This is a genomic window from Variovorax sp. ZS18.2.2 (assembly GCF_024701975.1).
In the GTDB taxonomy this organism is placed as follows: Bacteria; Pseudomonadota; Gammaproteobacteria; order Burkholderiales; family Burkholderiaceae_C; genus Variovorax.
Map to the genome: position 1 here is coordinate 572,403 of NZ_JANLNM010000002.1, position 20,553 is coordinate 592,955.

At 67.3% G+C, this 20,553-nt stretch carries 20 protein-coding genes; 10 read left to right on the top strand and 10 right to left on the bottom strand.

What is annotated here, in order from left to right:
- The first annotated feature begins 9 nt into the window (after positions 1–9).
- Positions 10–2,256: a xanthine dehydrogenase family protein molybdopterin-binding subunit gene (locus NU688_RS13145; RefSeq protein WP_257861065.1), complete on the top strand. Its 2,247-nt coding sequence runs from the start codon at positions 10–12 to the stop codon at positions 2,254–2,256.
- Between the two features lie 63 nt (positions 2,257–2,319).
- Positions 2,320–2,898 carry a hypothetical protein gene (locus NU688_RS13150; RefSeq protein WP_257861066.1) on the top strand — a complete coding sequence of 193 codons (579 nt, stop codon included), beginning with the start codon at positions 2,320–2,322 and terminating at the stop codon, positions 2,896–2,898.
- Positions 2,899–2,939: 41 nt separating this feature from the next.
- Here NU688_RS13150 and NU688_RS13155 read toward each other — a convergent pair whose 3' ends face one another.
- Both NU688_RS13155 and NU688_RS13160 read right to left on the bottom strand, forming a co-directional pair.
- On the bottom strand, positions 2,940–3,890 hold the full coding sequence (locus NU688_RS13155; protein WP_257861207.1) for an alpha/beta hydrolase: 951 nt from the start codon (positions 3,888–3,890) through the stop codon (positions 2,940–2,942).
- Positions 3,891–4,111: 221 nt separating this feature from the next.
- Positions 4,112–4,930, bottom strand: a complete 819-nt coding sequence (locus NU688_RS13160) for a helix-turn-helix transcriptional regulator (RefSeq protein ID WP_257861067.1) — start codon at positions 4,928–4,930, stop codon at positions 4,112–4,114.
- Between the two features lie 131 nt (positions 4,931–5,061).
- On the opposite strand from NU688_RS13160, the gene NU688_RS13165 reads away from it, so the two are divergent.
- Positions 5,062–6,627: an MFS transporter gene (locus tag NU688_RS13165; protein WP_257861068.1), complete on the top strand. Its 1,566-nt coding sequence runs from the start codon at positions 5,062–5,064 to the stop codon at positions 6,625–6,627.
- A 17-nt stretch (positions 6,628–6,644) separates the two neighbouring features.
- Here NU688_RS13165 and mutL read toward each other — a convergent pair whose 3' ends face one another.
- Both mutL and NU688_RS13175 read right to left on the bottom strand, forming a co-directional pair.
- Positions 6,645–8,537: a DNA mismatch repair endonuclease MutL gene (gene mutL / locus NU688_RS13170; protein ID WP_257861069.1), complete on the bottom strand. Its 1,893-nt coding sequence runs from the start codon at positions 8,535–8,537 to the stop codon at positions 6,645–6,647.
- Between the two features lie 90 nt (positions 8,538–8,627).
- Positions 8,628–9,119, bottom strand: a complete 492-nt coding sequence (locus NU688_RS13175; RefSeq protein WP_257861070.1) for a GNAT family N-acetyltransferase — start codon at positions 9,117–9,119, stop codon at positions 8,628–8,630.
- 49 nt (positions 9,120–9,168) lie between these two features.
- Here NU688_RS13175 and NU688_RS13180 point away from each other — a divergent pair, with 49 nt between their 5' ends.
- Entirely contained in the window at positions 9,169–9,831 is a 663-nt protein-coding gene (locus NU688_RS13180) for a DedA family protein (RefSeq protein WP_257861071.1), read from the top strand.
- 64 nt (positions 9,832–9,895) lie between these two features.
- On the opposite strand, the gene NU688_RS13185 is transcribed toward NU688_RS13180, so the two are convergent.
- The 3 genes from NU688_RS13185 to tsaE all read right to left on the bottom strand — a co-directional run bounded on the left by NU688_RS13185 (position 9,896) and on the right by tsaE (position 12,351).
- Complete coding sequence (locus NU688_RS13185) at positions 9,896–10,180, bottom strand: glycine zipper domain-containing protein (protein WP_257861072.1); 285 nt, start codon at positions 10,178–10,180, stop codon at positions 9,896–9,898.
- Positions 10,181–10,333: 153 nt separating this feature from the next.
- On the bottom strand, positions 10,334–11,839 hold the full coding sequence (locus tag NU688_RS13190) for an N-acetylmuramoyl-L-alanine amidase (protein WP_257861074.1): 1,506 nt from the start codon (positions 11,837–11,839) through the stop codon (positions 10,334–10,336).
- Positions 11,836–12,351 (bottom strand): tRNA (adenosine(37)-N6)-threonylcarbamoyltransferase complex ATPase subunit type 1 TsaE, encoded by a 516-nt coding sequence (gene tsaE, locus NU688_RS13195; RefSeq protein ID WP_257861076.1) that lies wholly within the window; start codon positions 12,349–12,351, stop codon positions 11,836–11,838. The genes NU688_RS13190 and tsaE overlap by 4 nt, the downstream gene beginning before the upstream one ends.
- Between tsaE and queG the strand changes: the two genes are divergently transcribed.
- The 6 genes from queG to NU688_RS13225 all read left to right on the top strand — a co-directional run bounded on the left by queG (position 12,337) and on the right by NU688_RS13225 (position 18,831).
- Positions 12,337–13,416, top strand: coding sequence for a tRNA epoxyqueuosine(34) reductase QueG (gene queG, locus NU688_RS13200; protein ID WP_257861077.1), 1,080 nt, complete (start codon positions 12,337–12,339; stop codon positions 13,414–13,416). The two genes, tsaE and queG, sit on opposite strands and share 15 nt — an antisense overlap.
- Before the next feature lie 392 nt (positions 13,417–13,808).
- Positions 13,809–14,666 (top strand): ABC transporter permease, encoded by an 858-nt coding sequence (locus tag NU688_RS13205; protein WP_257861078.1) that lies wholly within the window; start codon positions 13,809–13,811, stop codon positions 14,664–14,666.
- A gap of 10 nt (positions 14,667–14,676) precedes the next feature.
- Complete coding sequence (locus NU688_RS13210) at positions 14,677–15,498, top strand: ABC transporter permease (protein WP_257861079.1); 822 nt, start codon at positions 14,677–14,679, stop codon at positions 15,496–15,498.
- 19 nt (positions 15,499–15,517) lie between these two features.
- Entirely contained in the window at positions 15,518–16,336 is an 819-nt protein-coding gene (locus tag NU688_RS13215; protein ID WP_257861080.1) for an ABC transporter ATP-binding protein, read from the top strand.
- Positions 16,337–16,357: 21 nt separating this feature from the next.
- A complete protein-coding gene (locus NU688_RS13220) occupies positions 16,358–17,449 on the top strand; it encodes an ABC transporter substrate-binding protein (RefSeq protein ID WP_257861081.1) in 1,092 nt (363 codons plus the stop codon).
- An 11-nt stretch (positions 17,450–17,460) separates the two neighbouring features.
- On the top strand, positions 17,461–18,831 hold the full coding sequence (locus tag NU688_RS13225; protein WP_257861082.1) for a sulfatase: 1,371 nt from the start codon (positions 17,461–17,463) through the stop codon (positions 18,829–18,831).
- A gap of 22 nt (positions 18,832–18,853) precedes the next feature.
- Here NU688_RS13225 and arsC read toward each other — a convergent pair whose 3' ends face one another.
- Genes arsC through NU688_RS13240 form a run of 3 tightly spaced genes read right to left on the bottom strand, consistent with a single transcriptional unit; the run spans position 18,854 to position 20,489 of the window.
- A complete protein-coding gene (arsC, locus tag NU688_RS13230) occupies positions 18,854–19,234 on the bottom strand; it encodes an arsenate reductase (glutaredoxin) (protein ID WP_257861084.1) in 381 nt (126 codons plus the stop codon).
- Positions 19,235–19,260: 26 nt separating this feature from the next.
- On the bottom strand, positions 19,261–19,944 hold the full coding sequence (locus NU688_RS13235) for a glutathione S-transferase family protein (RefSeq protein ID WP_257861085.1): 684 nt from the start codon (positions 19,942–19,944) through the stop codon (positions 19,261–19,263).
- A 32-nt stretch (positions 19,945–19,976) separates the two neighbouring features.
- On the bottom strand, positions 19,977–20,489 hold the full coding sequence (locus NU688_RS13240) for a 6,7-dimethyl-8-ribityllumazine synthase (protein WP_176656500.1): 513 nt from the start codon (positions 20,487–20,489) through the stop codon (positions 19,977–19,979).
- Positions 20,490–20,553 lie beyond the last annotated feature (64 nt).

Consider the following 20,553-nt stretch of genomic DNA (forward strand, 5'->3'; position numbering starts at 1 on the left):
GCCGCCACCATGCTGCCCAACATCGACTACAACGACCTGCCGCGTGCGCTGCAGCGTCTGATGACCCAACCCTCCACTGACGAAGCCGCCACGCTGCCCCGCCGCAGCTTCCTGAAGATGGCCGGCGCCGGTGGCCTCGTGCTCGGCGCCTTTCCTCATCTGGCCATGGCGCAGGCCGACGGCGCGAAGCAGGCGGCCGGCGGCTTGAAGCCGACGCAGCAGCCTTCGGCCTTCGTGCAGATCGCGCCCAACGGCGAAGTCATGGTGACCATCAACCGCCTCGAGTTCGGCCAGGGCGTGCAGACCGGCCTGCCGATGATCCTGGCCGAGGAGCTGGACGCCGACTGGGCTCTGGTGCGCAGCCGCAGCGGCACCAACGATGCCGCGTATGCCGACCCGCTCTTCGGCATTCACCTGACCGGCGGCTCCAACACGATCAAGAACAGCTTCACGCAGTACCGCGAACTGGGCGCGCGCGCACGGGCGATGTTGCTGTCTGCCGCGGCGGCGCGCTGGAAGGTCGACGTGACTACGCTGCGCACACAGGCCGGCACGGTGATCGGCCCCGGTGGCCGCAAGCTGAGCTACGGCGAGCTGGCCGAAGCGGCCATGGCCCTGCCGGTGCCCGAGAAGGTCGTGCTGAAAGACCCGAAGAACTTCCGCATCATCGGCCGCGCGACCACGCGCCTGGACGCGCGTGCGAAGAGCAGCGGACGCCAGGACTTCGGCATCGACGTGAAGCAACCCGGCCAGTTGACGGCCGTGGTCGCGCACCCACCGGTGTTCGGCGCACGCCTGTCCTCGGTCGACGACAGCGCGGCGCGCGCCGTCAAGGGCGTGAAGGCCGTGGTGCGCATTCCGCTGGACCGCGGCGCCGAAGGCGTGGCGGTGGTGGCCGACGGCTACTGGCCGGCCAAGCTGGGGCGCGACGCGCTGAAGCTGGAGTGGAACACGTCCGCCGTGGAAAAGGTCGACAGCGACAAGCAACTGGCCCAGTACCGCGAGCTGGCCGGCCGCCCCGGCAACCGCAAGTTCGACGCCGACATGGCACCGCTGACCAATGCGCCGCGCAAGCTCGAGGCCGAGTTCGTGTTCCCGTACCTCGCGCATGCGCCGATGGAGCCGCTGAACTGCACCGTGAAGCTGTCGGACGGACGCGCCGAGCTGTGGGTCGGCACCCAGTCCGCCGACCTCGACGGCCAGGCCGCGGCGCGCACGCTGAAGCTCAAGCCCGAGCAAGTGAAGGTGAACGTGCAGATGGCGGGCGGCGGCTTCGGTCGGCGCTTCGTCGGCTCGAGCGACTTCGTGGTCGAGGCCTGCGAAATCGCCAAGGCCGCGCGCGCCGCCGGGCTCGATGCGCCCGTGCGCCTCTTGTGGAGCCGCGAGGACGACATGAAGGGCGGCTACTACCGCCCGATGCACCTGCACCGCGCAAGCATCGGCTTCGACGAGCGCGGCAAGATCCTCGCGTGGGACCACGTCATCGTGGGCCAGTCGATCACCGCGGGCACGGTGTTCGCCGGCATGATGGTGAAGGACGGCATCGATGCCACGGCGGTGGAGGGCATGCGCGATCCGTACCCCGTGCCGATGCGCCTCACGGTGCACCACCCGCAGGTCAACGTGCCGGTGCTGTGGTGGCGCAGCGTGGGCTCCACCCACACCGCCTTCGTGATGGAGACGCTGATCGACGAGATCGCCCGCAGCACGAAGCAGGACCCGGTGGCCTACCGCATGCAGCTCTTCGGCGACAAGCACCCGCGCCATCGCGCCGCGTTGCAGCTGGCCGTGGACAAGAGCGGCTACGGCAAGAAGAAGCTGGCGGACGGCCGCGCCTGGGGCGTGGCCGTGCACGAGTCCTTCGAGTCGGTGGTGGCCTATGTGGTGGAGGCCTCGGTGAAGGATGGCCAGCCGGTCTTGCACCGTGTGACCAGCGGCGTGCATTGCAACCTGGCCGTCAACCCGCGCAGCGTGGAAGCGCAGGTGCAGGGTGCGGCGGTGATGGGGCTGTCGACCTGCCTGCAAGGCAGCGCGATCACGTTGAAGGACGGCGTGGTGCAGCAGGGCAACTTCGGCGATTTCACGGTGGCCCGCATCACGCAGGTGCCGGAGTTCGATATCCACATCGTGCCCAGCGCCGATGCGCCCAAGGGGATGGGGGAGCCGGGGCTGCCGCCGCTGGCGCCTGCGTTCGCCAATGCGGTGGCGCAGATCACGGGCAAGCCCTTGCGGCAGTTGCCGTTCAACCTGGCTTGATGCGTTGATGCGTGTGGACGAGGTCCGCGGCCATGGCCGCGGGCCCGAAATGCCGGAAGCCACTTGCGTACACTGATTCGGCGTGAATCAGGTGGTGCCTTCCGGCACTTTTCTCAAAGCCTCAACGTCGCCGACATTCCATCCATGGGCATTCGAAAATATCCAGCAGGACCCCGCGTCTATATCGATCTCGATGGCACGCTTGCCGACTTCGAGGCCAGTTACAGGCGCCATGGGCACGAACCGGCGATCTACAAGAAGCTGGCGGGGGCGTACTACCAGCTCGATCCCATCGAGGGCGCGATCGAAGCGGTGGACTCGCTCTCGCGGGTGGGGCTGCACACCTGGGTCCTGAGCAAGCTGCCATCGGGCAACCCTTACTCCGCGACCGAAAAGCTCCTGTGGGTCAGGCGCCATCTCCCGAGCCTCGCAGACAGGGTGATCCTGTCTCCCGACAAGGGCTGCGTCGGGGCCGCCGGGGATTTTCTGATCGACGATCGCCCGGACTGGGCCAACGCCGATGCGTTCCGCGGCACCGTCATCCCTTTCAAGGGGGATTGGCGCCAGACGCTCGAAGAGATCACGCAGGCCCTGTCTGCGGACAAGGGCCCCATTGAACCCGGCGTGGTTCTGCGCGGCTGACGCGCAGGACCGGGGCTCGCCGAGGCTTTGGAAAACCGTCTCTAGATCGCTGCGGGCACGCTGCTCGCGCGCGCCTCGCCGCGCACGTCCTGCGGCGCCACCGCGGGCGGCGACAGCTTCGGCTGGCTGCGCGCCATCATGCTGTCGGGCTTCATGCGGAACAGCTGCGTCAGCGCCGCGCGGTACTGCGTCTCGCCGACTGAGTTGGTGTTGTGGTGCGAGCCGCCCTCGACCAGCACGAACAGCTTGGGCACCGTGGCCGCGTCATAGAGCTTGCGGCCCAGCGTGGGGTTGATCAGGCTGTCGGCAGTGCCATGCACCACGAGCAGCGGCGCGCCGATGTCCTTGACGGTATTGATGGCCTCGAAGCGCTGCGTGATGAAGGGGCCGAAAGGCAGCCAGCCCCACTTGAAGCTGCTCACCACGTCGGCGATGGAGGTGAAGGTGCTCTCGACGATGGTGCCGCTCTCGTCGTTCACATGGGCCGCCAGGTCGATGCCGATGGCGCCGCCCAGCGAGTGTCCGAAGATGTAGCGATGCTGTTTCGGATGGCGCGCGGCCAGCCAGGTCCAGGCGGCGCGGGCGTCCTCGCGCGCCGATTCCTCCGAAGGCAGGCCCTTGGAGCTCTTGCCGAAGCCGCGGTAGTCGATGGCCAGCACCGAGAAGCCCAGCTCGTGCATGCGCTGGATGCGCGGCGCCGATCCGGCCACGTTGTAGCGGGCGCCGTGCAGGTACAGCAGCACGGGCGTGTCGGTGGTCTCGGGCGCGCCGCCCAGCCACAGGCCGTGCAGGCGCGCGGGCTCGCCGCTGATGGAGGACTGGAAATCGATCCAGACGTCCTGCATCCCTTCGGTCATGGTGGCGGTGTTGCCCCAGCTGCGGTCGCTGGGTTGGAAGATCCATTCGCGCTGTTGTTCGTCGAGCGTGGAGCAACCGGCGGCGAGCAGGGCGCACAGCGAGAGGACAGACGCGAGGAGGGTCCAGCGTTTCATCATGGGGTTGAGGGACAGTGAAGTCGGCCGAAAGTTTCATGCGCTTGCTTTCTGAAACGCATCGGCATCGCGTATCAGCCTCCCCCTGTGCGGCGCTCACCGGCGCTTTGCACGAGACCATGCAACGTGCGTGCCCGCTCTGTGGATGACCCCGCGGAATCCTCGAAAACCCTCAAAAGGGCGCTGCCGGCGCCTCTCTGCCCCTGTCCGCCCGGCGATATTCAGCCGGCGGCGGCCGGTTCCGCGAAATACACCACCATCCGGAGATGCCGGTGTTCGTCCACCACCAGCGTCTCGTGGCGGAAATCCAGCCGCCCGCGCCCGGGCCCGGTTTCGGCCGCGAGCACGGATCCGATGCCGCGCCGGGCCTCCGCGCTGTCCCGGGTCTCCCACCAGCGCCGGAAGTCGGCCGACAGGCCCTTCAGGTCCGCGACCAAGCCCAGCATGGGCGGATCGTCCGGCGCCACGGCGAAGTCGTAGCGGAACTGCGCGAGCAGCCGGGGCGCATCGTCATGCCAGGCGGGCAGGCGCCGTCGCAGTTCGGGGTCGGCAAACACCATCCGCAGGATGTTGCGCAGCTCCCTTTCCCGTGCGCCGAAGCCGAACAGCGCATCGGCGGCCGCGTTCCAGGCCACGACGTCCCAGCGCAGGTTGCACACGTAGGCGGGCCGGTTCGCCAGGTCGTCCATCAGCTGCTGCACGAGCGGCGTGACCGACACCCATTGGTGCGCTTCCGGTGGCGGCGGACGCTTGTGGGCCAGGAGAAACAGGTGGCTGCAATCGGCATCGTCCAGCTTGAGGGCGTGCGCCACGCCCAGCAGGAATTTCTCCGACACCTGGATGTCCCGTCCCTGCTCGAACCAGGTGTACCAGGTGAGCCCCACGCCAGCCATTGCCGCGACTTCTTCCCTGCGCAGGCCCGGCGTGCGGCGCCGCCCGCGAGAGGGCAGGCCGACATCGGCGGGCGTCAGTTTCGTGCGGCGCCGGGTCAGGAACTCCGACAGGTCGTTCTTGGTGCGGTCGAGGCTTCTTTCGATCAAGGCTGTTGTCTCCAGTAATAGGATAAACACTTAAATTGTAATTGGATGATGTTGTCCTGAAGATGGGGCTTCCGCCACCACCCGAGCGAAGCCGGAGGCCACTTTTGACATCACTTTGCGATTCATCTCCCATGCCCGAAAGGCGCCAGCCGCGCCCCAGCCATCGGGCCGATGCACGCGCAGGCGCCCGCGAGTGGACCGGCCTGGCCCTGCTGGCGCTGCCGACCATCCTGCTCGGGCTCGACCTGACGCTGCTGCATCTGGCCTTGCCCGCGCTGGCGATGGACCTGCGCCCGACCAGTGCAGAGGCGCTCTGGATCGTCGATGCCTACGGTTTCATGATTGCCGGCTTCCTCGTCACGATGGGAACGCTGGGGGACCGCATCGGCCGACGCAAGCTGCTCATGCTGGGCGCCACCGCTTTCGGGGTGGCGTCGGTGATGGCGGCCTGTGCGAGCAGCGCTTCCCAGTTGATCGCCGCGCGCGCCGTGCTGGGCGTGGCGGGCGCGACGCTGATGCCCTCGACCCTGGCGCTGATCAGCAACATGTTTCTCCATCCCCACCAGCGCGCGCTGGCCATCGGGGTGTGGGCGACCATGTTCGCGCTGGGCATGGCGGCCGGGCCCGTGGTGGGCGGCGTCCTGCTGGCGCATCACGGCTGGGGCTCGGCGTTTCTCGTTGCGCTGCCGGTGGTCGGGCTCCTGCTGATGGCCGCGCCGTTCCTCCTGCCGGAGTACCGCGCGCCGCAGCAGGGCCGGCTGGATCTGGCCAGCGTCGCGCTGTCGCTGCTGGCGTTGCTGCCGATCGTCTACGGCATCAAGCAGATCGCCAAGGACGGCATCGGCGTTGGCGCCGCGTTGGCTGTCGCGGGCGGGGTTGTCTTCATGCTGTTGTTCGTTCGGCGACAACGCCGGTTGAGCAACCCGCTGATCGACCTCGGCCTGTTCTCGCACCGGGCATTCAGCGTCGCGCTGGTGGTGCTCCTGGTGGGCCTGGTCGGCGTCGGCGGAACGATGCTGCTGGTGACCCAGTACCTGCAATTGGTGGCGGGGTTGTCGCCGCTGGCGGCCGGGCTGTGGATGGGGCCACCGGCACTCGCCATGCTCGCGGCCGGCATCACGGCGCCCCTGCTTGCGAGGCGAATCCGGCCGGGCCATGTGATGGCGGGTGCGCTGGGGCTGTCGGCCGTGGGCTACCTGATGCTGGCGCGGCTTGACCAAGCACCGCACGAGCATGGCATTGCCCTGGTGACCGCATCGTTCTCGCTGGTGTACCTCGGCCTGGGCACCATCGCCGCGCTCGGGACGGACCTGGTGGTGGGTGCGGCACCTGCCGAGAAGGCGGGATCGGCTTCGGCCCTGTCCGAAACGGTGCAGGAACTCGGCCTCGCCGTGGGCATCGCCACGCTGGGCAGCCTGACGACCGCCGTCTATCGCACCCGGATGGTCGATGCAGCCGGCGGCCTGGGAGCTCCGGAGATTCAACGCGCGGTATCGGACAGCCTCGCCGGTGCCCGGTCGGTCTCGCTGAATCTGCCCGCTGGCGTGCTGGAGCAGGCGCAAGCCGCTTTCATGGCGGGACTCCAGGTGGCTGCAGCCACGAGCGCCGTCGGCATCGCGATCCTGGCTGTATTGGCCGCGGTCATGTTGCGGCACATCGGCGTGGCCGGCGGTGGCGCCGACGAGGGGAAATCCTGACGGAAGAAGCTCGGCGTCTATCGGCCGCGCATGAACAACGTGTCGAGCTCGCGGATCGACAGTTGCCGCCAGGTCGGCCGGCCGTGGTTGCACTGGTCCGAACGCTCGGTCGCTTCCATCTGGCGCAACAGCGCGTTCATCTCGTCGATGGTGAGCTTGCGGTTGGCCCGCACGGCGCCGTGGCAGGCCATGGTGGAGAGCAATTCGTTCTGGGCGCGCTGCACCACGGTGCTGGCGTCGTGCTGGCCCAGTTCGGCCAGCACGCTGCGCGCCAGCTCGACCGGGTCGCCATCGGCCAGCGTGCCGGGCACGGCGCGCACCGCGAGCGTGCGTGCCGAGAAGGCGGTGATCTCCAGCCCCAGCGTGGGCAGCACCTCGGCGCAGGCTTCGGCCGTGGCCACCTCCTGCGGCGTGGCCGCGAAGGTGGCCGGAATCAGCAGCGGCTGGCTGGTGATGGCGGCGCCGTCGAGCTGCGTCTTGAGCCGCTCGTAGACGATGCGCTCGTGCGCCGCATGCATGTCGACCACCACCAGGCCCTGGGTGTTCTCGGCCAGGATGTAGATGCCCTGCAGCTGGGCCAGCGCGCGGCCGAGGGGCCAGGCTTCCTCGTTGGTTGCAGCGGCGGTGGGATCTTCTTCGGGGCTCGCAGGCAGCCCCACGGGCGCCCGGAACGTCATCGGCGCCGTGCCCGTCAGGGGCCAGTGCGAGGGCGTGGAATCGGGCGCGTGCCCGAGCTCGTCAGTGCGGCGCGGCCACATCGCCTCGAAATCGCCGGCGCCGCGCTCCCGTGCCACGAAGTTCATGGCCGGCTGCGACCAGCTCGCGCTCTCGGGCAGCGCGGTTTCCTTGAAGAAGGGCTGCGGCGGACCGGAGGGCGCCTCGGCGTCCCCGGCGCGCGGCGCGGCCAGTGCGTCTTCGATGGCGTGGCGCACCGCCTGGTGCACTTCGCGGCCATCGCGAAAGCGCACCTCGATCTTGGTCGGATGCACGTTCACGTCGACACGCGACGGATCGATTTCCAGGTACAGCGCATAGATCGGCTGGCGCTGGCCGTGCAGCACGTCTTCATAGGCGCTGCGCACCGCGTGCGAGAGCACCTTGTCGCGCACGAAGCGGCCGTTGACGTAGAAGAACTGCTGGTCGCCGCGCGAGCGCGCCGCATCGGGAATGCCGGCACGGCCGACCACGCGCACCACGCCGCCGACATGCTCAACGGCCACGCTCTTCGCCACGAAGTCGTCGCTGAGCGCATCGGCCAGCCGCTGCTCGCGTGCTTCGGCGGCGCGCCATTGCTCGACCAGTTTGCCGTCGTGCCACACCGAGAAGCCGACCTCGGGCCGCGCCAGCGCATGACGGCGCACGGCCTCGATGCAATGGGCCAGCTCGGTGGCGTCCGTCTTCAGGAATTTGCGGCGCGCGGGGGTCGCGAAGAACAGCTCGCGCACTTCGACCGTGGTGCCGACAGAGCGGGCCACCGGCCGCAGTTCGCCCGTGCGGCCATCGAGCGCAAAGGCACTGTCGGCGCCGGTGAAGCGCGAAAGAATGCTGAGCTCGGCAATCGCGTTGATGGCCGCGAGCGCTTCGCCGCGAAAGCCCATGGTGCCGACCGTCTCCAGGTCGTCCAGGCTCGCGATCTTGCTGGTGGCATGGCGGCGCAGCGCCACCGTGAGTTCTTCGCGCGGAATGCCGAGACCGTCGTCTTCCACCGAGATCAGCCGCACGCCGCCCGAGGCGAGCCGCACCGTGACCTGGCTGGCACCCGCATCGAGTGCGTTGTCCAGCAGTTCGCGCACCACCGAGGCCGGCCGCTCGACCACTTCGCCGGCGGCGATCTGGCTGATCAGCTCGTCGGGGAGCTCGCGGATCGGGCGGCGTGGGGAGGGGGAAATGGAAGAGGGTAGTGCGCTCACCGGGGCATTTTAGAAGTGCAAACAATCCTGGCTCGGTTTGGCCGGAAGAACCCTTTCAGCGCGGGACCCACGTGGTCGACGGTTTGGTTTTTATTGCAACCGCTTGTACATGACGAAGGCATCCACGAAGCCGTGCTGCGGATGCTTGAACGCGCCGGGCAGGGTGCCGACGATGCCGAAGCCCATCTTCTGCCAGAGCCGCACCGCGCGCTCGTTGGTGGACACCACGAAGTTGAACTGCATCGCCAGAAAGCCCATGCGCAGGGCCTGCTGCTGCGAGTGTTCGCACAGCGCCGACGCCACGCCCAGGCCGCGCGCGGCCTCGGACACCACGTAGCCGCAGTTGCTCACATGCGCGCCCTGGCCGGGCTGGTTGGGCTTGATGACGTAGGTGCCGAGCACCGTGCCCTGCTCGTCGCACGCAATGAAGGTGGCAGTGGGAACTTTCGTCCACGCATGGCGCGCCTCGTCTTCTGTCACGTCGGTGGCGAAGGTGTAGGTATCGCCGCAGCGAAAGGTCGGCTCGAGCACGGCCCAGATGGCGGGCCAGTCCGCATCGAGGGCTTCACGTATGTGGATCATGGGGTGATTCGAAAAGGATGCGGGACGCCAACAAGGATAATCCGCGGCCATGGAAATCATCAGCTTTCTCGTCGACTTCATCCTTCACGTCGACAAACACCTCGAAGCCTTCGTCATCGCCTACGGGCCCTGGGTCTATGCGCTGCTCTTCCTGATCGTCTTCGTGGAAACCGGCGCGGTGGTGATGCCGTTCCTGCCGGGCGATTCGCTGCTCTTCATCGTCGGCGCGCTGTGCGGCGCGGGGCTCATGAACTTCCCGCTGGCCTGCGGCATCCTGATCGCCGCGGCCATCCTGGGGGACCAGACCAACTATTCGATCGGCCGGTACTTCGGGCCGAAGGTCTTCCAGTGGGAGAACTCGCGCTTCTTCAATCGCAAGGCCTTCGACCAGGCCCATGGCTTCTACGAGCGCTATGGCGGCATCACCATCATCCTCGCGCGCTTCATGCCCTTCATCCGCACCTTCGCACCGTTCGTGGCGGGCGTCGCGGAAATGAGCCGCGCGAAGTTCACCATGTACAACGTGGTGGGCGCGCTGATCTGGGTGCTGGGCATCGCGACGGCCGGCTACTTCTTCGGCAACCTGCCGTTCGTGCGGCAACACCTGGACAAGATCATCTGGGCGTTGATCTTCGTGCCGGGGCTGCTGGCGATCTTCGGTGCGTGGCGCGCGTCGAAGGCCGAGAAAGCGCGGGCCGCCGCGCAGGCCTGAGCCGTTCTCCGTTCACTCAAAGAAAAAGCGCGTCGATGACGCGCTTTTTTATGCGAACGGTCGATCAGTAGCTCGGGCCGTTGCTGGGGTAGTAGCCGCTACCTTGCGGATAGCGCTGGCGGTTGTAGTTCCGCTCGTCGGCACTGCGGCCGACCTGATTCCCGATGAGGCCACCGATGGCCGCACCGCCCACCGTGCTGGCCGTATTGCCACCGATGGCATTGCCCACCAGTGCCCCGCCGACCGCACCGACACCAGTACCGAGGTTCTGGTTGGGGCCGCTCGCGCAGCCTGCAATCGTCATGACCGAAGCGGCTGCGGTTGCAGCGATCCAGAGACGTGTGTTCATGATGTCCACCTTTCGAGGAGTGATGGTTCATCATCGACAAAAGGCCCACCCGCCCGGTGTAGGAGCCTGCCGCGCCTGCCTGTGCGGTGTGATGGGCCGGCCTGCGTGGGACAGAAGGGCGTGCTTTAGCTTTACAAAACTCCGCGTGCGCGATCAGAGCTGGCGGCTGCGTGCGAGCGGTGGGTTCTGGGCGAAGTAGCGTTGGATGCCGCGCATCAGCGCATCGGCCAGGTTCTCCTGGTAGTCGACGCGGCGCAGGTTGGCTTCTTCCTCGGGGTTACTGATGAAGGCCGTCTCCACCAGCACGCTCGGAATGTCCGGCGCCTTCAGCACCGCGAAGCCGGCCTGCTCGACCTGGCCCTTGTGCAGCCGCGCACCGATGCCCTTGATCTCGCCGAGCATCGCGCCACCGAGCTTCAGGCTGTCGTTGATCTGCGCGGTGGTGCTCATGTCGAGCAGCGCGCGCTGCACCTGCGCCTCATGGTTGCCGACGTTCACGCCGCCGACCTTGTCGGCGTCGTTCTCCTTGTTGGCGAGCCAGCGCGCTGCGCTGCTCGATGCGCCGCTCTGGCTCAGCGCGAACACGCTGGCGCCGCGCGCGGCGGGCGTGGTGAACGCGTCGGCGTGGATGCTCACGAACAGGTCGGCCTGCACGCGCCGCGCCTTCTGAACGCGCACGCCCAGCGGCACGAAGAAGTCGGCATCGCGCGTGAGAAAGGCGCGCATCGGGTTGCCGTTGACGCTGCCCGCGTTGATGCGGTCGCGCAGGCGAAAGGCGATCTGCAGCACGATGTCTTTCTCGCGCGTGCCGCTCGGGCCGGTGGCGCCGGGGTCCTCGCCGCCGTGGCCGGGGTCGAGCGCCACGATGATGATGCGGTCGGTGCGGCTCGCCGTGGCGCCGCCGCGTGCGGCCGCGACGGGCGGCGACGCGGGCTTCACCGGCGCGGTGCCCACCACGGGCGGCAGCGGGGCCGGCGCCACGAGCACGGGCGGTGCGGAAGGCCGGTCAGCGCCCGCCACGACGGGCGGCGCAGGTGCGGCGGGGCCTGGGCGCATCGACTGCTGCGCCATGAGATCGCCCAGCGGATCGCCCGCGGGCATCGCGGGGCGCACTGGTGCTGCGGGCGGGGAAGGCGCAATGCCCGCCACCGCCGAGCCATTGTTGCTGCCGGTGCCTGGCTTGGGCGCATCGCGCAGCCGCTCGGCAATCAGCGCCTCCATCGGATCGATGGCCTGCTCGGGATACAGGTCGAGCACCAGCCGGTGCTTGTAGGCGGCCACGGGCGCGAGGGAGAACACCTGCGGGCGCACCGTCTGCTTCAGGTCGAACACGATGCGCACGACGGTCGGTGCGTTCTGCCCGACGCGCAGGCCGTTGATGTACGGATCGCCCGGCTTGATCTTGCCGACCAGTTCGCGCAGTTCGCTGTTGAGCTCGATGCCTTCGATGTCCACGGCCAGCCGCGGCGGGCTGCCCACCACGAGTTGCTGCGAGGTGAGCCGTGCATCGGACTCGATGGTCACGCGGGTGTAGTCGGCCGCGGGCCAGACGCGAACCGCGAGGATGGTGGCGCCGCGCGCGATCTGGTGCACGCCGAGCATCAGCGCGATGCTGCCGCCCTGCAGCAGCACGCGCCGTTTCAGTCCACCCGCCTTCATGCGGCGATGCGCGCCAGCAGATCGCTGCCGCGAGGGGTGTTCGCGAGGAGGGTCACGCTGCGTGTGTCGTCGGTCATTGCTTCTATTTTAATAGCGAGGTCCGCAACAGGTGTGCGGCCCGCGGCGTTTTCCGGCCATTCGGCCAGCTTGAGGCCCGACCCCGCGAAGATGTCACGGAAGCCGGCGTCGTCCCATTCGCGCGGATCGGCGAAGCGGTAGAAGTCGAAGTGGAAGATGGCCAGGCCGTCGGGTGCCTCGTGCGGCTCGACCACCGCATAGGTGGGGCTCTTGATGCGGCCCTCGATGCCCAAGGCGCGCAGCAGGTGGCGAACGAAGGTGGTCTTGCCGGCGCCCAGGTCGCCTTCGAGCGCGATGAAGGCATCGCGCAATGCGGGCGAGGCGGCGAGCGATTGCGCGAAGGCGTCGGTGTCGGCTTCGCTGCCCCAGCGCAGGACGCGGGTGCTTGAGGTGCCCTTGGGCGTTTCTACAATCGGCAAGTGATCGTCAGCCATCCACTCGTTGTTCGTATTCAGGCTTTGGCCCGGGAACTCGGATTCTCCCAAATCGGAATCGCGGGCGTCGATTTATCGAGCGCCGAGGACGGTCTGATGCAATGGCTGGCCCATGGGTTCCATGGCGAGATGCAATACATGGAAACGCACGGCACCCGCCGCGCACGTCCCGCCGAGCTGGTGCCGGGCACCGTGAGCGTGATCACCGCGCGCATGGACTACCTGCCGCGCGACACCCCGCCCGAGTGGCAGGCCATCGAGTTCGACCGCCTCGCGCGCCCCGGCGAAGCCATCGTGTCGGTCTATGCGCGGGGCCGCGACTATCACAAGGTGCTGCGCAATCGCCTCGCGAAACTGGCCGAGAAGATCGCCGAAGAGGTCGGCCCCTTCGGCCACCGCGCCTTCACCGATTCGGCGCCCGTGCTCGAAGCCGAGCTCGCCTCGCGCAGCGGCCAGGGCTGGCGCGGCAAGCACACGCTGGTGCTCGACCGCGACGCGGGCTCGATGTTCTTCCTCGGCGAGATCTACATCGACATGGCGCTGCCCGAGAGCGAACCCGTCACCGCGCACTGCGGCAGCTGCAGCGCCTGCATCGACGTGTGCCCGACGCAGGCCATCGTCGCGCCGCGGCGGCTCGACGCGCGGCGCTGCATCTCGTACCTCACCATCGAGCACGGCGGGCCGATCCCGGAGGAACTGCGGCCCTTGATGGCCAACCGCATCTACGGCTGCGACGACTGCCAGCTGATCTGCCCCTGGAACAAGTTCGCGAAGAAGAGCGCGCTGCCCGATTTCGATGCGCGCGAAGGGCTCACGGGCCGCACGCTGGCCGAACTCTTCGCATGGACCGAAGACGAGTTCCTTCGCCGCACCGAGGGCAGCCCGATACGGCGCATCGGACACGAGCGGTGGCTGCGCAACATCGCGGTGGCGTTGGGCAATGCGGTGAGGACGGGCGAGGGCGGTGCGAAGGAAGCGCTGGCGACGCGCGCCGAGCACGCGAGCGAACTCGTGCGCGAGCACGTCGCATGGGGGCTTGCGCAACAAGCGGTGACGCAGCCGTGATGTTCCGGCAGGCTGCCGCGAACCCCGACATCAAGACCGATGTGCGCGATGGTGACTTCACCAGGAACGCGCGCATGCGCCATCGCACCAGGCCTTGAATGCGTGCCCGTATGCATCTGTGCATCGGTTGAGTTGGCTATATGCAACTGACGTTTGATTCGTTCTGAATCCGTGGTGCGCAAATCAAAATGCGGCTTCATCGCAATGCATCACGAACTTCAATTCACGCGCTTGTCTTTCCGCCTGCAACTGGCAGCGGATTCGGCGCGTCGATGTCTGGCTGACGACAGCGCGCCTTGAATGCGGCGGCGCAGTTTGCCCGCCCGCGACAACCCATCGCTGCTCGCCCAAAACCCGGGAGATGCACGCCCTCCAATTGTTCCCAAAGCACCATGGCCGTACCTTCTGCCGAACTTCCTCTGGTCAAGCTTGCAACTGGCAATGCACCGCGTGCCCTTTCGCTGGCGCAATGGCTGCGCGCATCGGCACGGCATGTCGCCTCATCGCGCTGGATCGCCTGGCCCTTTCCGCTGCTGGTGTTGCTGCTGTGGCAGCTCGGCGCGCACTATGAATGGATCGCGCCACAGGTGCTGCCGGCACCCGCCGTGGTCTGGAACACGCTGGTCGATCTGTTCAGCACCGGCGAAATCTGGTGGCACCTGCAGATCAGCCTGACGCGCGTGCTCGCGGGCTTCGCTTTGGGGCTGTGCGCAGGTTTTGCGCTGGGCGTGGCCATGGGGCTGTCTCCGATCTTCAAGGACTACGCCTATCCGTTGTTCAAGGCGTTCAGCCAGGTGCCGGTGCTGGGTTGGCTGCCGCTGTTGATGCTGCTGGTCGGCATCGACGAATCGCTCAAGGTCCTTCTCATCGCCAAGGCCGCACTGGTGCCGGTGGTGCTCAATACCTACAAGGGCATCCAGGGCGTGCCCACGCGTTACATCGAGGTGGCGCGCGTGCTCCGGTTCTCGCGCTGGCAACTGCTGCGCAAGGTGGTGTTGCCTTCGGCCTTTGCGCCGATCTGGAACGGTGTGCGCTATGGCTTCACGCATGCCTGGCTCGCGCTGGTCGTGGTCGAGCTGCTGGCCTCCAGCGAGGGCATCGGTTTCCTGATCGTCTATGGCCGGCAGTTGTTCCAGCTCGATGTGGTGCTGGCCGCCGTCGTGGTGGTCGGTGCCGTCGGCTTCGCGCTCGACAAGATCTTCGCGCTGATCGAGAAGCGCCTCACGCGCTGGCAACGCCCCGGATTCTGAGGAAGAGCGCATGAGTGAACACATCGCACCGACGGCACCTGCGGTGCAGGTCCGCCGCGCACACCCCGTGCCCAAGGCCTTGCGCGGGTGGGTCGTGCCACTGCTGCTTGTCGCGCTCTGGTGGACTGCCGCGCGCTTCGGCTGGGGCAATTCGGCCTTCCTGGTATCGCCCGAAGCGGTGTGGCAGCGCGCGGTGAGCTACACGGCGAGCGGCGAGCTTTGGGTGGCGCTGGGTTCGAGCCTGTGGCGCGACCTTGCCGGCTTCGCCATTGGCGTGACGGCAGGCTTGGTGGGCGGTGGTTTGCTCGGCCTGTCGCGGCTGGCGGAGCGGGCGCTCGGGCCGAGCTTTCACACGCTCAAGCAGATATCGCTGTTCGCGTGGATCCCGCTGATCTCGGTCTGGTTCGGCCTGGGCGATGCCGCCAAGGTGGCCTTTCTCTCGCTGGCCGCTTTCTTCCCGGTGGTGCTCAACACCCACGAAGGCATTCGCAGCGTGCCGCGCGAGCTGATCGAGGTTGCACGGGCGCTGAAGTTCAGCCGTTGGCAGATGCTCACGCGCGTGGTCCTGCCGAGCGCTTCGCCCTCGATCTTCGCGGGCATCCACCTGGCGCTGATCTACGCCTGGCTTGCAACGCTGGGTGCCGAGTACCTGCTGGTCTCGGGCAAGGGCATCGGCAACACCATGATCGACGGGCGCGAGCATTTCCAGATGGACCTGGTGATCTTCGGCGTGGTCGTGGTCGGCCTCACCGGCTTCACGCTCAACTGGATCGCCACCCGCATCGAGACCCGGCTGCTCGCCTGGCGCGGACGGCTGGTCGCCCAATTCTGACAACGCAAGGAACACGACCGTGGCTCACGCAGGAACGCTGGACATCCGGCATCTCCACAAGCAGTACGAGGTAGAGGGCACGCCGCTGCCCGTGCTCAGCGACATCTCGCTGAGCATCGCGCCGGGCGAATTCGTCAGCATCGTCGGCACCAGCGGATGCGGCAAGTCGACGCTGCTGCGGCTGCTGGTCGGCCTGGAGGGCGATTACCAGGGCGAGCTGCTGCTCGACGGCGATCGCATCGTCGGCACCAGCCTGGAGCGCGGCATCGTGTTCCAGGAGCACAGGCTGTTTCCGTGGCTCAACGTCGAGGACAACATCGCGCTGAGCCTGCTCAACGCGCCGCTGACCGAAGCGCAGAAGCGCGTGCAGGTGCAGGAGCACATCGAGCTGGTCGGGCTGCAGGGCTTCGAGAAGGCGTTTCCGCATCAGCTCTCGGGCGGGATGTCCCAGCGCGTGGCGATTGCGCGGGCCCTGGTCAACCGGCCCGAGGTGCTGCTGCTCGACGAGCCCTTCGGCGCGCTCGATGCGATGACGCGCGCTCACCTGCAGCAGGAGCTGCTGCGCATCTGGCAGGCCGAAGGCATCACCACCATCCTGGTCACGCACGACGTGGAGGAGGCCGTGTTCCTGGGCGACAAGGTGGTCGTGATGGAGCCTCGCCCGGGGCGCATCCGCCGCATCGTTCCGGTGCCGCTCGCGCATCCGCGCAACCGGGCGAGCCAGGCTTTCGCCGAGATCAAGGAGCGCGTGCTCGCCGAATTCTCGGGACAGCCGACCGAGGCGCCGGCGCTCGTGCCTGCATCGCGCAGCGCGGAGTCCGTGCTGTTCGCCATCTGATCTTTTCCAAAGGGAGCATCCATGCGCACTTCATTTCCTTCCCGCGGCCGCAGGTCGTTCATTGCCGCCGCCGTGCTCGCCGGCGTGCTTGGCACCAGCCTGGCATCAGCGGCCGACCTGCCCAAGGTGATCCGGCTGGCCGCCCCTGAGCAGGGCAGCCAGGGCAGGTCCTTCGCCGGCGCCGGGCCGGTGTCGCTGGTCTATGCCCAGAAGGCGCTGGAGGCCGAGTTCGAGAAGGACGGCGTGAAGGTCGAATGGAAGTTCTTCAAGGGCGCGGGCCCGGCCATCAACGAAGCCCTCGCCACGGGTCAGCTCGACGTCGTGTTCCTGGGCGACCTGGCCGGCGTGATCGGTCGCGCCAATGGCCTGAAGACACGGCTGGTCGCCTCGGGCGGACGCAACAGCAACAGCTATCTGGCAACCGCGCTGGGCAGCAACATCCGAAGCTTCAAGGACCTGAAGGGCAAGCGCGTCGCGGTGCTGCGCGGCACGGCCTACCAGTTGTCCTTCAACCGCCTGCTCGAAGATGCCGGCCTGACCGAGAAGGATGTGCGCTTCACCAACCTCGACTGGCCGACCTCGAAGGCGGCGCTGGTCAGCAAGGACATCGATGCGACCTTCGGCGGCTCCGACCTCCAGTTGCTCAAGATCGCGGGCACGGCCGAGATCCCGGTCAGTACCCGCGGCAGGGGGCCGATCTACGGCATCAACTCGGGCGTGATCGCAACCGACGCATTCGCCAAGCAACATCCCGAAGCTCTCACACGGTTGATCAAGGTGATCGTGAAGCAGGCGCAGTCGGCTTCCGACAACAGCAAGCGCGATGCGCTGTTCGCCCGCTTTGGCGAGATCAGCGGCCATCCTGTGGCGCTGTTCAGCAGCGACTTCGAGGGCGCCTCGCTCAAGGAGCGCTACTCGCCGTTGCTGGACGACGGCTTCGTCTCGCATTACGCCGACGTGATCGATGGCGCGAAGAAGGTCGGCATCATCCGCCAGACCTTCGACGCCCGGGCCTGGGCCGATCCGAGCTTCCTCGCGCGTGCGCTCAAGGAGCTTCAGCTCGAGAATTTCTGGGCGTCCACCAACGCGGCAGGCCTGGCCGCGAAACAGTGAGGTCGGTCGAGATGAGCAGCAAGACCCCCAACATCGTCTTCATCCTGGCGGACGACCTCGGCTACGCGGACCTCGGCGTCTACGGCCAGACCGGCTTCGCGACCCCGCATCTGGACGGCCTGGCCGCGGAGGGCGTGCGCTTCACCCAGGCCTACGCGAACTCGGCCGTTTGCTCGGCGACACGCTTTGCACTGATCACCGGGCGCTACCAATACCGGCTGCGAGGAGGGCTGGAGGAGCCGATCGCCACCAGCGGCAAGGGCCTCGGCCTGCCGCCCGAGCACCCGACGCTGCCTTCGCTGCTCAAGGCGGCGGGCTACGACACCGCCCTGATCGGCAAATGGCATCTGGGCCGGCCACCCGAATACGGCCCGCAGCGCAGTGGCTACGACCGCTTCTTCGGCAACCTCGGCGGTGCCGTCGACTACTTCACGCACAAGTCGGGTGTCGGCGACCACCTGCCGCGCGATCTGTACGAAGGCGAGGTGCCGGTCGAACGCACCGGCTACTACACCCAGATCCTGGCCGACGAGGCCGCGGCCTACGTGCGCGAGCGCGCCGAAACGCCCGACAGGCCCTTCTTTCTTTCGCTGCATTTCACGGCGCCGCATTGGCCCTGGGAGGGGCCGGAGGATGAGCAGGTCTCGCGCGGGCTCAAGGACCTGTTTCACTACGACGGCGGCAACCTGGAGACCTACGGAAAGATCGTGAGCGCCCTCGATGCGGCGGTCGGACAGGTGCTGGCGGCGCTCGACCAGAACGGCCTGGGCGACAACACCATCGTCGTCTTCACCAGCGACAACGGCGGCGAGCGCTTTTCCAAGAACTGGCCCTTCACCGGTCAGAAGACCGAACTGCTCGAAGGCGGCCTGCGCGTGCCGACGCTGCTGCGCTGGCGCAAGCGCCTCGAGCCGCAGGTCCAGCCGCAGGTGACCATCTCGATGGATTGGTTGCCGACCCTGCTCGCGGCTGCCGGCGTGGCGACGCATCCTGACTATCCCAGCGACGGCGAGAACATCCTGCCGGTGCTGGAGGGCAGCGCACCCGTGCATTCGAGGCAACTCTACTGGCGCTACAAATCGCAGTCGCAGCGCGCGGTGCGCGACGGCGACTGGAAGTACCTCAAGATCAACGACAACGAGTTCCTGTTCGACGTGGCCGTCGACCAGCGCGAGCGCGCGAACCTGCGTGAGCGCGAGCCGGAGGTTTTCGAGCGGCTGCGCCGGCAATGGGCAGCGTGGGATCAGGATTTTCTGCCGATCACCGACGAGGTGTTCACGCATGGCGTGACGCCCGACATACAGGCGGATCGCTACGTGCCTGAGCGCTTGCAGCGTGCGGTGCTCGGTGCGCTGCAAGGCGTGGGCCCCGACGAAGACTGAGTAGAGCCCGAAGGCCGGGCTTTCAGGCCGGCAGGATTTCGCGCACGCGCTCCCACGGCCGGCACATCAACGTGCCACGCGGCGAGACGACGATCGGGCGCTGCAGCAGGATCGGGTTCTCCACGATCGCATCGAACAACTGGTCGTCGGTCCACTTCGCGTCGGCCAGCCTGAGTTCTTCGTAAGGCGCTTCCTTCGTGCGCAGCAGGTCGCGAGCCGTCATGCCCATGGCCTTGGCGAGTTCGCGCAGCTTCTTCTTCGAAGGCGGCATTTCCAGGTACAGAACGATCGTCGGCTCCACGCCGCTTTCGCGGATCAAGCCCAGCACGTTGCGCGACGTGCTGCAGTTGGGCTTGTGATAGATCGTCATCGGGTAATCGGTGGTGGGGGTGCGTGCGGTCATGGCGTCGATTATCGGAAGAGCGGGCGTCAGTTCTTCTTGGCTTCCTCGTCCATCGAGAACGGAAATCGCGCGGCCCAGAACTCGGCCAGCCTTGGGTCGGCATCCACGCGCCGCACCACGCGCGCCATGCGCGGCGCCACGCGGTAGAAGCGTCGGCGCTGCGGCGTCCAGCGCGACATCACGGTCACGTACAGGTCGAGCATGCTGATCTTCTCGCCGAGCAGGTAGGGCGCGGGCTCGTCGATCTGCGTGTCCATCAGGTGCCAGCAGTGCGCGATGCGCTCGGCCGTGCGTTCGAGCATCACGGCCTGCGCCGCGGGATCGGGCGTGAGGCGCGTGGGATCGTCGCGCACCCAGAAGAGCGAATAGATCGAGGCCGGCAGGTAGACCATCCATCGCAGGTAACGCGCGCGCAATGGGTCGCCGGGCGCGGGGCAGAGCCCGGCTTCGGGGTAGTGGTCGCCGAGCCAGATCAGGATGGCCGCGCTCTCGGTCATCACTTCGCCCGAAGGCAGCACGAGCGCGGGCACCTGCCGCATCGGGTTGACCTTCGACATGCGCTCGCGCTCGGACTCGCCCTCCCAGGTGGCGACGTCGATCGTCTCGACCTGTGCGCCGATCAGCGTCAGCGCCGCATGGACCGGCGTGGCGCCCGAGCCGGGCGCGCCATAGAGGATGTAGCGGTCTTCGGAGGCGGGTGAAGAAGCCATCCGCACAGATTACTGCGGACGGCCCCTCGCTGTCACGCAGCCAGCGCCGCGTCCACCTTCTTTAGCGCTTCGAGCGTCTTGAAGCAGGCCTCGGCCACTTCGGTGCCCTTGATCGCGAAATGGCGATGGAAATACTTGCGATGCTCCACATGCTCGTGGAAATGGTGCGGCGTGAGCACGGCCGAGAAGATCGGCACGTCGGTCTCGAGCTGAAGCGACATCAGCGTGCTGACCACCGTGTTCGCGACGAACTCGTGGCGGTAGATGCCGCCGTCGACCACCAGCGCGCAGCCGATGATGGCCGCGTACTTGCCGGAGTTGGCCAGTCGCTTGGCATGCAGCGGAATCTCGAAGGCGCCGGGCACATCGAAGATGTCGATGAGCTCGCGCGCCACGCCCAGGCGCGCCATCTCTTCGAGAAAAGCGTCGCGTGCCTGGTGAACGATGTCGGAATGCCATTGCGCCTCGACGAAAGCGATGCGCTCGCCGCGCGACGAATTCGACGCGGTGATGGCGGAGAGGGGAAGGTCGTTGATCTGACTCATGGTGTGCCTCTGAAAAGCAGGTTTCCTGAATCAGGGCGCACGAAACCGCAAGACTCGCCGCGCG